Annotated in this window: 9 protein-coding genes; 2 read left to right on the top strand and 7 right to left on the bottom strand. The window is 69.1% G+C overall.

Features of this window, described 5'->3' with window-relative positions; all coding sequences use genetic code 11:
- The coding region (locus tag D7V77_RS03555; protein ID WP_233596661.1) for an acyl-CoA desaturase at positions 1-1,175 on the top strand (1,175 nt) is incomplete at its 5' end.
- Positions 1,176-1,252: 77 nt separating this feature from the next.
- Here D7V77_RS03555 and D7V77_RS03550 read toward each other — a convergent pair.
- The 4 genes from D7V77_RS03550 to D7V77_RS03535 form a co-directional block, all read right to left on the bottom strand.
- Positions 1,253-1,912, bottom strand: a complete 660-nt coding sequence (locus tag D7V77_RS03550) for an HAD family hydrolase (RefSeq protein ID WP_120574844.1) — start codon at positions 1,910-1,912, stop codon at positions 1,253-1,255.
- A 114-nt stretch (positions 1,913-2,026) separates the two neighbouring features.
- On the bottom strand, positions 2,027-2,605 hold the full coding sequence (locus D7V77_RS03545) for a biopolymer transporter ExbD (protein ID WP_120574843.1): 579 nt from the start codon (positions 2,603-2,605) through the stop codon (positions 2,027-2,029).
- An 18-nt stretch (positions 2,606-2,623) separates the two neighbouring features.
- Positions 2,624-3,112 (bottom strand): biopolymer transporter ExbD, encoded by a 489-nt coding sequence (locus D7V77_RS03540; protein WP_120574842.1) that lies wholly within the window; start codon positions 3,110-3,112, stop codon positions 2,624-2,626.
- Positions 3,113-3,266: 154 nt separating this feature from the next.
- The gene (locus D7V77_RS03535) at positions 3,267-4,010 is read right to left on the bottom strand and encodes a MotA/TolQ/ExbB proton channel family protein (RefSeq protein WP_120574841.1); all 744 of its coding nucleotides are present in this window, start codon (positions 4,008-4,010) and stop codon (positions 3,267-3,269) included.
- A 314-nt stretch (positions 4,011-4,324) separates the two neighbouring features.
- Here D7V77_RS03535 and D7V77_RS03530 point away from each other — a divergent pair, with 314 nt between their 5' ends.
- Complete coding sequence (locus tag D7V77_RS03530; RefSeq protein WP_120574840.1) at positions 4,325-5,185, top strand: general secretion pathway protein GspE; 861 nt, start codon at positions 4,325-4,327, stop codon at positions 5,183-5,185.
- Positions 5,186-5,206: 21 nt separating this feature from the next.
- Here the strand turns inward: D7V77_RS03530 and D7V77_RS03525 are convergent, their stop codons facing one another.
- The 3 genes from D7V77_RS03525 to D7V77_RS03515 form a co-directional block, all read right to left on the bottom strand.
- Positions 5,207-7,129, bottom strand: a complete 1,923-nt coding sequence (locus D7V77_RS03525; RefSeq protein ID WP_120574839.1) for an ATP-binding protein — start codon at positions 7,127-7,129, stop codon at positions 5,207-5,209.
- The gene (locus D7V77_RS03520; protein ID WP_120574856.1) at positions 7,119-9,023 is read right to left on the bottom strand and encodes a PAS domain S-box protein; all 1,905 of its coding nucleotides are present in this window, start codon (positions 9,021-9,023) and stop codon (positions 7,119-7,121) included. The genes D7V77_RS03525 and D7V77_RS03520 overlap by 11 nt, the downstream gene beginning before the upstream one ends.
- Before the next feature lie 106 nt (positions 9,024-9,129).
- Positions 9,130-10,800, bottom strand: a complete 1,671-nt coding sequence (locus D7V77_RS03515) for a nitrous oxide reductase family maturation protein NosD (protein ID WP_120574838.1) — start codon at positions 10,798-10,800, stop codon at positions 9,130-9,132.
- Positions 10,801-11,114: the final 314 nt, after the last annotated feature.

Raw genomic sequence — 11,114 nt, 5'->3', positions numbered from 1 at the left:
GCTCCACCCCGCCGTCCCCCTCTCGTGAGGCGTCCCTCCCAGTGACAAACCCGACCCGTGTGACTTTTGGCCAGCGCGATGCCTCCTTCGCGGAGGACCTGAAGCGGCGCGTCTCCGAGTACTTCGAGACCCGGAACCTCTCGCAGCGGGCCAACAAGGCCATGTACGTGAAGGCCCTCTCCATCATGGGCTTCACGGGGGGCGTCTACGGCCTGCTGCTCAGCGGCTACTTCAACGCCTGGGGCATGCTGGGCCTGGCGGTGCTGATGGGCGTGGCCATCGCGGGCATCGGCTTCTGCATCGGCCATGACGGCGTGCACGGCTCCTACAGCGACGACGCGCGGGCGAACGCGGTGGTGGGCCTCGCGTTCGACCTGATTGGCGCGAACAGCTACATGTGGCGCATCACCCACAACGTCCTCCACCACACCTACACCAACATCCAGGGCATGGACGAGGACCTGACGGTGAGCCCGCAGCTGCGGCTGTCGCCGCACAGCGAGTGGAAGGCGTACCACCGCTTCCAGCACCTGTACGCGTTCGTGGCCTACTCGCTGACCACCGTCTTCTGGGTGTTCGCCAAGGACTACAAGTACTTCTTCCAGAAGGACCTGGGCCCCTACAAGGACAAGAAGCACGCGCCGGCCGAGTGGGCCCGCCTGATTGCGATGAAGGCCGTGTACTACGGCTGGACGCTGGTGATTCCGTGGCTGGTGCTGGACGTGACCTGGTGGCAGTTCGTGGTGGGGCAGCTGGCCATGCACATGACGGCGGGCTTCATCCTGGGCATCGTCTTCCAGCTGGCCCACGTGGTGGAGGACGCGGAGTTCCCCCTGCCGGACACGGAGGGCAAGGTGGAGGACGCGTGGATGGTGCACCAGCTGCGCACCACCGCGAACTTCGCCCGCAAGAACCGCCTGCTGAGCTGGTACGTGGGCGGGCTCAACTTCCAGGTGGAGCACCACCTGTTCCCCAAGGTGTGCAGCATCCACTACCCGGCCCTGAGCGAAATCGTGCAGGCCACCGCCCACGAGCACGGCCTGCCCTACATCGAGGCGAAGACCTTCCGCGGCGCCGTGGCGTCGCACTACCGGATGCTCAAGATGCTGAGCCGCCCGCCCGCGGTGGACGCAGCCGCGGAGCAGTCCAAGCCGAAGCTCGCCGTGGCCGCCTGATCCACGAAGCCACCTTGCGGTAACCCAGGGGCCGTTCTCCTTACGCTCACGCGAAGGAGGCGGCCCCTTCCGCTTTCTCAGGGGGCCGCGGTCCGGAGCGCGGCCAGCAGCTCGCCCGCCGAGGAGACCACCGCGCGAGCCCCGTGCGCGTGCAGCTCCTCCGCCGTGCGGAAGCCCCAGGTGACGCCCACGCCGTACATGCCCGCGGCCTTCGCCGTGTCCATGTCCACGGAGGTGTCCCCCACGAAGCCGCACGCGTCCGGCGCCACGCCCAGCTCCGCCGCCAGGGCCAGCGCCGCGGTGGGGTCCGGCTTGCGAGGGATGCCCGGCCGCTCGCCGTACACGGCCGTGAACGTCACCCCCGGCAGGAGCCGCGCCGCCAGCCGCTTCACGAAGTCGTCGGACTTGTTGCTGAGCACGCCCAGCCGGATGCCTTCCGCCGCCAGCTCCGCGAGCGCGGCCTCCACGCCCGGGTAGGCACACGTCCGGTCGAACAGGTGGGTGTCGTAGTAGGCGTGGTAGGTGGCCAGCACCTGCCCCTGGAGCGCGGCCGGCGCGCTGGCCGTGGCCCGCTCCGCGAGCTTCGCCACGCCCTCTCCCACGAAGCGCAGGTAGGCGGCCTCCGGGTGCGGCGGCAGGCCATGCTGCGTGAGCGCCTGGTTCATCGCCGTGGCGATGTCCCCCAGCGAGTCCACCAGCGTCCCATCCAGGTCGAAGAGCACGGCGCGCAGGCGCATGACGGCGGAGAGCCTTTCTTTGCAAAAACGCGAACGCCCCGACCCATGCAGGGTCAGGGCGTCTTTTGTAAAGCGCGGATCCCGGAACCGGCCGGGATCCGCCGCGAAGCTTTGTTACGGGGTGGCGGCGGCGGTCTTCTCACCGGCCGCGGCGCCACCGGCCTGGATGACGGCGAAGTTGATGTTGTTGTAGCCGGCCGTGGCGCAGCTGAACATCACCCGCTTGATGACCTTGAACTGAACGTCCTTGTTGGCCTGGATGTTGACGTCACCCTTGAAGGTTTCGCCACCGCCGGCCATGGAGTGCAGGTCCTCGAACTGCTTCTTCATGTCCCGCAGCTTCTCTTCCAGCGCGGGGATGTTGAGGTACTCGTCCTTGGTGAGGTCCTCCACCCGGCCCACGATGGTGCCCGACACGCTGACCTGGTCGTTGGACACCATCACCACCGGGTGCATCTCCACTTCCTTCACGTTGACTGCTTCGGGAAGGACGATGTCCTTGGTCATCATCAGCACCTCGCCCGTCGCGGAGAAGTTCGCGATGAGGAAGAGCACGATGATGACGAACATGTCGACGAGCGGGGTGATGAGCAGGTCCGCGTTGCCGTTCTTCTTGCCGTGACCGCCGTGGCCGAAGACCTTGGAGTGCTCCAGCCGCTTGCCGTACCGCTTACCGGGAACCTTGATGCCCATGGCTTGGGTGCTCTCCTGTTAGCCCATCGCCGCGGAGACCGACACCTGGGGCAACCCGGAGCCGATGCACTCGTCGATGATGCGGACCAGGTCCTCGTAGCGGACCAGGTCCTCGGTCTGAAGGGTGATGGCGGACTGGTCCGGCAGCTGCGCCTTCAACTCCTTGAAGCGCGCAACCAGCTTGGTCAGGTCCGGCCGGCCCTTGTCATCCCGGGTGAGGGGAATGGGGTCGAAGGAGCTCTGGTCGGCGGTGAGGCGCATCTCCGTGGCGGACACCAGGAGGGTGAGCTGGACCGTCTTGGTCTTCTCCTCCTCCTGCTGTTCGTCCGTGGAGGCCCCGCCGGCCTGCGACACCTGGAGACGGCCAATCTGGGTCCAGACCGCCGTCATGATGAGGAAGCTGATGGTCACTGCCATCAGGTCGATGAAGGGCACCATGTTGATGGCGGTATCGAGCGGCTTCTTGCCACCCTTCCCACCGGTGCCCAGGTCCATTCCGCCGGCCATGGCGACTACCTCCCTGCTCTACCGCGCTCTTCGCGCACGAACGACGTTCAAGAAGACTCTGGGGACGGACGCGCCTGTCTGGGTCCACCACTTCGGGGCTACCAGACAGCGCGCCGGTGCATCCGGTTCCAAACCGGCGCTGCCGTGAGGAGGACTACTCCTCGGCGTGCGCGTGGGCGGACGCGGGGATGTTCAGGTTCTTGAACTTGTCGCGGTTGGCCACGATGAGGTTCAGCACGGAGACGCTGGTCTCGTTGATGTCGTTGATGAGGCCCTGGGTGCGGCCCATCAGCACGGAGAAGGCGATCAGCGCCGGGATGGCGGTGAGCAGACCGAAGCCCGTGCAGTTCATGGCTTCCGAGATGCCGTTCGCCAGAATGGTCGCCTTGTCGGCCGGGTTCACGTTCGCCACGGCCTCGAAGCAGGTGATGAGACCGTTCACCGTGCCCAGGAGGCCGGCGAGCATCGCCGCGTTGCCGAGCATCGCCAGGTAGCCCGTACGAGCCTCCAGGCGGGGCGTCTCACGCAGGCTGGCCTCGTCGAGCGCCGCCTGGACCTCGTCCTGGCCCTTCGGCACGTTCATCAGACCGGCCTTGATGACGTTGGTCAGCGGCGTGTTCTTCTGGCCGGCCACGTAGTTGATGGCCTTGTCCAGGTCGCCCGCGTAGATGTGCTTCTTCAGGCCGCGCAGGAAGCCTTCCTTGTTGATGGAGGCCTTGCCGAACAGGACGATGCTGCGCTCGATGATGATGGAGAGCGCGACCACCAGGCAGACCGCGATGGGGTACATGCCGGCCTGACCGGATTCCCAGCGGCGCCCCAGCTCCTGCAGGAAGGTCTCATTGCTTCCGCCGGCGTTGGCGAGAACGGACAGATTGGCTACAAACCCCAGGTTCATCACGGAAAGCCTCCAGATGGGCGGCGCGGCGCGCGCTTGCGAGCCGTTCCGCACTGCTACCGGCCGGGTGGACATCCACCCAGGTCAGCAGCAGGAATTTTGGATCACGGTGGCGCCGAGTCTAGGAACCGCTCCCAGGCGTGTCAAGGCAGGCACCCTCAGCGTTAGTTACTGAAATCTCACAGGAATTTTGCGTTGGCTCGCGGCTTGCCAAGTCGCTCCACAGGGCAAGTACCAGGCCCTTTCCAGCGGCTTGCGCAACAGGCGTGCCAGCGATTTGGGCACCTTCGGGTGACGTGTTAGGCGGGGAAACCATGGCCAGGAAGCGCATTGGTGAGCTGCTCGTGGAGCGCGGCGCGATCACCCCGGAGCAGTTGGAGGCGGGGCTCGCGGCGCAGCGGCAGACGCGGCAGCGGTTGGGCGTGACGCTCATCGGTCAGGGCGCCATCACGGAGGCCACGCTCGCGCAGGCGCTGAGCGAGGCGCTGGGGATGCCGCAGGTGGACCTGGCGGCGATCACCCCGGACTGGGCGGCGGTGCACCTGCTGCGCGCGCGCTTCTGCGAACAGCACGACCTGTTCCCCTACGCGTTGGAGAGCGTGGGCGGCAAGCGCCAGCTGGTGGTGGCCATGGCGGATCCGCTGAACATCACAGCCATTGAAGAGATTGAGTTCACCAGCGGACTGAAGGTCAGCGGCCGGGTGACGGCGCTGTCCGCGGTGCGCGGCGCCATCCTGCGCTACTACCACAAGGTCCCCGTGGCCACGGGTCCCCGCCCCGCTCCGGCGCGTCCGCCTGCAAGGGCCGCTCCGGCGCCCTCGCGTCCGGCGGTGGTGGACGACGACGAGGAGGTCATCGTCGGCGAGGAGCTGCCCGCGTCGGAGAAGACGCAGCGCACGTCGCTGGCGGACCTCATCCGCGAGCGAGAGGAGCAGGCGAAGCGCAAGCGCGGCGGCGCGGTGGACAAGGGCAAGCCGCGGGCTCCGGCGTCCGGCGGGGGCGGCGTGCTGGACGACCTGGACTACCTCTTCGGCCAGGCGGCGCGCGAGGAGCCGGACCGGCTGGAGGAATTGGAGCGCCGCTTCTGGGCGCTGATGCGCATCATGGCGCGCAAGGGCCTGCTCACGAACGAGGAGTTCCGGCGCGAGCTGGACGACGAGGGCGGCGAGGGCTGAAGCGCCCCGCACCGCTCGCGCTCAATCCGCGGCCAGGGGCAGCCGCACCGTGAAGGTGGTGCCCTGCCCCAGTGTGCTCTCCACGGTGAGGCGTCCGCCGTGGTTCTCCACGATGCCCTGGCAGATGGACAGGCCCAGGCCGGTGCCGCGCCCTTCGGGCTTGGTGGTGAAGAAGGGCTCGAAGATGCGCGACAGGTTGCGCTGCTCGATGCCGGTGCCGGTGTCGCGCACGCGCACCACCGCCTCCGGGCCCTCCTGAAGCGTGGACAGGTACACCAGCCCGCCGGGCTGCATGGCGTGGCAGGCGTTGGTGATGAGGTTGACGAAAACCTGCACCAGGTTGGCGCGCACGGCGGCCAGGGGCGGCACGTCGCTCGCGTATTCGCGCTGCACGCTGACGCGGGCCTGGGAGACGACGTGCTCGCAGAAGCCCACCGCCATGTCCACGACGGCGTTGAGTGACACGCGCTCCGGCCGGTCCTGCGCGGGCCGCGCGTAGCTCACCAGGTCGCGGGTGAAGCGCAGGATGCGGTGGCTGCTCTCCAGGATCTTCTTCAGCTTCTCCTGGTCCGCGGGGTTCGCGCCCGGCGTCATCCGCGAGCGCTGGAGCAGCGCGTCCGCGTAGGTGGCCACCGCCGTCATCGGGTTGTTGATTTCATGCACCACGCTGGCCGCGAGCTGCCCGATGGAGGCCAGCTTCTCCGCGTGGATGATGCGCTTCTCCAGCTCCTTCACCACCGTGACGTCCTGGCCGATGGCGATGACGCCCTCCACCTCACCCGGCTGGGTTTGCATGGAGGAGGTGGCGAAGGACACGCGCACCTCGCCGCCGTCGCGGGTGAGCAGGCGCGTCTCGAAGTTGTTCACGGACTCGCCGCGCATGGCCGCCGCCAGCACGGGCGCCAGCCGCAGCTGCTCGCTGTCCGCCACCAGCGAGGACAAATCCCGCCCCAGCACCTGATCCTTGGTGAGGCCGGTGAGCGCGCTCAGCGCCTGATTGAAGACCACCACCTGCTTGTCCCGGTTCACCACCAGGATGAGCGCGTTGGCCTTCTCCAGCAGCTCCTCCAGGTACTTGCGCACGAACGTCAGCTCGTCGATGAGCTTCGCGTTCTTCACCGCGACGGCGACCTGGCTGGCCAACTGGAGCAGCACGCGCTCGTCGTGCGCGGGGTCCGCGTCCAGGCCCTCCGGGTACTCCATGTTGATGGCGCCGAAGAGCTGGCCGCTCGCGACCAGCGGGGCGCTTACCGCGCGGGTGCTGCCGTGGAAGAGCAGCGGCACCTCTTCGGAGATGGTCACCCGCCCCTGGGGCAGCGCCGTCAGCGTGAGGTTGGTCTTCTCCACCGAGCGCTGGAAGAGGACCAGCGGTTCGTGCGCGCCCTCCTTGAGGCGGCCTTCCGCGTAGAGCGACGTGAGGCCTCCGGTGCGCGCGTCCACGATGCGGATGCAGAAGGAACGGCCGGGGAAGAGCTCCTTCACGCCGCGCGCCACCGCGGCCACCAGCTCCTCCTCGCCGCCGGCTTCCGCCACGCTGCGGCCCAGGTCCAGGAGCACGCCTTCGGTGCGCGCCTGCTCCAGGAGGGCCCGCTCCGCCACCACCAGGCGGCCGCTGATGATTTCGGTGTCCACGCGGGCGCGCACCGCCACGGTGTCCGCCCGGCGCGACAGGGTGAGCACCAGCGACGTGCCGCTCTGGAGCACGAGGTCGAACTCGTGGGACTGCCCGTCCTCCGGCGCGACGGCGCTCGCCAGGGCCTCGGCCACCAGGTCCACGCTGATTTCGTGCGTGGCGCAGAAGCGGCGCAGCGCGGGGTTCACGGCCGCGATGCGCAGGGACACGTCGCAGACGGCGGCGGGCTCATCCAGCGCGTCGAAGAAGGCCTGGAAGGCGTCGGGGGCCAGATTTCCGGACGGACGCACGGCGCGGACCTCACTCTTCATGGGAGCTGGCCTTGTCGAGGTCGAGGATCTGCTGCGTCCCCACGTACGACTTCGTCTCGTAGCGGGTGATCTTTCCAATCTTCCGGACGATCTCCGCCATGCGCTCCGCCTCGCGGTAGATGATGTCCACCGGCCTCCAGGCGAAGTCCTCCTCCTTGAGCTTGCGCTTGAGCAGCTCCGCGTAGCCCATCACGGAGGTGAGGGGCTGGTTGAGTTCGTGGGCCGCGGTGCCTGCGAGCGCGACGATGACGGCGTTCTTCTCGCTCTCCTCCAGCCGCGTCTCCACGTCGGACAGCTTGCGCTCCAGCTGCATCCGGTCCCGGAGATCCGTGAAGATGCCCACGGTGAAGGACTCGCGGCCGCCCTCGTAGACGATGGAGGCCGTCATGTTCACGGGCACGCGCTCACCAGAGCGGTGCATCAGCTCCTGGCGCGTGAGTGACAGCCGGCCCTTGCCGCCCATGTCGGGCCCGCGCAGCTGGACCATGATGCGTTGGGCGACGCCGGGCGGGTAGAGCTGGAGCGCGTTGAGCTTCTCCTGGGCCTCCTGCGCGGTGTAGCCGCACATGGCCTCCGCGCCCTTGTTGAAGAGGATGATGCGCCCCTTCAGGTCGGCCGCGATGATGGCGTCCACCGACGAGTCGATGAGCCGCTCCAGGAAGTCCTTCGTGTTGCGCAGCTCGTCCTCCAGCTTGCGAGCGTGCGTCACGTCGCGGAAGGACAGGATGGTGGCCGCGTCCTCGTCGCGCAGCGGCGCCGCGGACATGGACAGCGTGAGGCAGCGGCCCGCGGGCGTGCGCACCACCACGTCCACGCCCATGCGCGCCTCGCCACGCGACGCGGACGTCACCAGCTCCATCAGCACGCCGTCGTCCACCGGCTGGGTGATTTGATTCAGGTGCTTGCCCCGCGCCTCGCCAGCGGTCGTGTCCAGCATCTGCGCGCCGGCGGGGTTGAGCGACAGCACGGCGGCCTCGTCATCGAGGATGGCCACGCCCTCGCTCACGTGGGCGAAGAAGAGCTGGTAGGGCTTGAAGGACGCGGCCTTCTCCTCCGCCGCCAGCCGCGCCGTCTGCACGGACTGGAGCACCGACGCGCTCCGCAGCGCCACCGCCGTCGCGTGGGCCACCGTGGTGAGGAAGTCGATTTCACGGGTGCTGAAGGCCCGCCTGCGCCCGGCCGCGCGGAGCAGCAGCACGCCGCGCACCTGGCCGCGGATGGGCAGGGGCAGCGCGGCGATGGCGTGGATGCCTCGCGCGGCCACGGCCCGACGCTCCAGGTCGCCCAGCAGCGGGTGCGTGGCGGCCTCCTGCATGACCACGGGCTTGCCGGTGCGCACCACCTCGCGGATTTCCGGGTAGCGCGCCAGGTCGATGCGCAGGTCCTTCATGCCCGGGTCGTCGCTGGCGGCGACGATGACGCCTTCGTCCACGCCGCCGCCCACCATCACCAGCGTGGCGCGCGCGATGTCCAGCTGCTCCGCCAGACGCCGCGTCACGCCGTGCAGGAGCGCTTCCACGTCGGAGCTCTCCGCGTAGTCAGCGGTGAGTTCCAGCAGCAGCGCCAGGTCCGTCTGGCTGCGGGCCTGCTCCTCACGCTCGCGGTGGCGTTCCGCGGCGCGCTGCAGGCGCCAGGTGAGTTCGTGCGGAAGGCTCTGGTGGGTGACGATGTCCGCGGGGCGCAGCGTGTCCACGGCGGCGAAGCCACGCGGCTCCGGGGACACCACCGCGAGGAGCGTGAGGTGCGGCCCGTTGTGGGACGTGAGCAACTCCACCACCGCGGGGCCGCAGCCGGGGGCGGTGAGGTCCACCAGCGCCAGGGCGGCGTCGTCCGGGTCGTCCACCACGCGCAGGCCCGCGCGCTCGGCGGCGGCGTTCAGGGGTTCTCGAGCCATCGACCCTGGGGGGACCAGGACGATGCCGAAGGCGGGTTCCGACGGGGCCGACACGGGGCGCTGGACTCCGGAGCGAGGGGCCCCAGAGTCTACACAACCCCCGGGGTCAGGGGCAGCCTGACTCGAAGGCACCCTGGTCCGGCGCCGAGCCGCAGAAGGGCAGGCCCAGGGACAGGCCCGCTTCGCGCGCGGGGGACTGCGTGGAGAGCTGGTAGTCGTCCGAGCCCGTGTCCACGAAGCCGGGCGCGCGCTCCTGGGAGCGCTTGTCCAGGCCGGCCTTCGTGCGCCAGTCCGCCAGGCCCAGGGTGGCACCCTCCAGGTTGAACACCGCCGCGCCACTGCTCCGGAAGTACAGGTTGCCGTCCACCACCGCGCCGCTCCGGCCCGCGCCGCCGCGAGCGGCAATGCCACAGCCGGCGAAGATGTTGTTGCGCACATCCAGGCCCTGGCTCGCGCCGTTGGAGCCCGTGCCGAAGATGAGGCACGCGCCGCTCAGGTTCCACACGGTGTTGTGCTGCACCTTCACGTCCACGGACGCGTCGATGCGGATGCCGGTGCCTTCTTCTCCGTCCGCCTCGCCCAGGCCGTCGTGGATGAGGTTGCGGCGAAGGATGACGCGCGTGGGGGGCGCGCCCTCGCGGTTGCCGCCAATCTGGATGGCGCGCGCGTTGGCGTAGAAGACGTTGTCCTCCAGCGTGACGTCGGACGGGGACATGTGGACGATGATGCCCTCGCCCGCGGAGGTGGACACCTCACGGTGGTTGTAGATGGTGTTGCCGCGCAGCGTGACGCGGGTGCACGTCTTGATGTCCGCGCCGTTCTCCCGATTGTCGTGGAGCTGGTTGTCCTCCACGAGCAGGTTGTCGAACGGCGTGCCTGGATGGGTGGCGCCACCCTCCGGCCCCAGGCACTGCACCCCGTCGCCGGAGTTGTGGTGGATGTCATTGCCGCGCACCACCACGTTGCTCGCGGAGGTCTGCACACAGACGCCGTGGCTGTCCACGTCGCCCTTGTCGAAGTGGGAGATGTCGTTGTCCTCGATGAGGACGTCGTGCGCCTTCTCCGTCACGTAGACGCCCGCGCCCTCCGTGCCGTTCTTCAGGATGCTGTCCCGGAGCACGCCGTGGTGCGCGCCCGCGCCACGCCACATCACCGCGAAGGTGGACTCGCCGCCCACGTCCACCGTGAGCCCCTGGATGTTCCAGTACGCCCCGCTCACGTCCACCAGCGCCGTCTCGCCAATGGAGCCGCCCTTGAGGATGGCCGTGGCGCCCGGTGCGGCCCTCAGCGTCAGCGGCTTGTCCGCCGTGCCCTGCCGCTCCGTCAGCGGCACGTGTTCGCGCCAGGTGCCGGACTTGAGGAACACCGCCTCGCCGGGCTTCACCAGGGACAGGGCTCGCGCCACCGTGCGCAGGGGCAGCGCTTCCGTGCCCGCAGCGGAGTCATTGCCGCTGGGAGAGACCCAGAGCACGCGCGTGTATTGCGGCTCGGCGGGCGGCGGTGGTTCGGGCTCCTGGGGCTCCTCCGTGGGCGGTGGGTCCACTGGATCCGTGGGGGGGGTGCCGCCGTCCGTGGCGACGCCTCCGTCCTCGTCAGGGGATGTGCCCGCGTCGGCCGGAGTCTGGGGCCGCCCAGGCGGAGTGATGATGGGTGGACCGGATGTGCCCGGAGGTGTGGCTGTCGCGGGCGCGGGCTCGACCTTGCCGGTACAGCCGACGGTGCCCGCGAGCATCCCGGTGGCACAGACGATGGTCGTCAGGGTCTGGCGGAAGCGCATGTGGACTCCTCGTAGGGGTTCACGGCGCGGGGTGCGCTCGCGGGGTCGGCGGGCAACGGGAACATGCGTGCCGGGCATTCCCCGTCAGCCGTGGGCATCACCGCCGCCCGGTCGCAGGGCAGACGAGCAGGAATGTGAATCCACGCGGTTGGGCCTGGCGACAGGGGCCCGCGGATGTGCCGGAGGGTGGGCACCGCGCGCAGGACGGGCTTCAAGGCTCCTACCGCGAGGCCCCGTCCCAAGAGCGCGACAAGTTCCGCCGCCGGCCCCGTCCCAGCCACTGCCCGGAGGGGCGACGCGAGCGCCCGGGAAAC

This window comes from Corallococcus sp. CA041A, assembly GCF_003612075.1.
GTDB classification, from domain to species: Bacteria; Myxococcota; Myxococcia; order Myxococcales; family Myxococcaceae; genus Corallococcus; species Corallococcus exiguus.
Note: the sequence above shows the minus strand (reverse complement) of the source record. Positions and strands in the feature narration are given on the sequence as shown.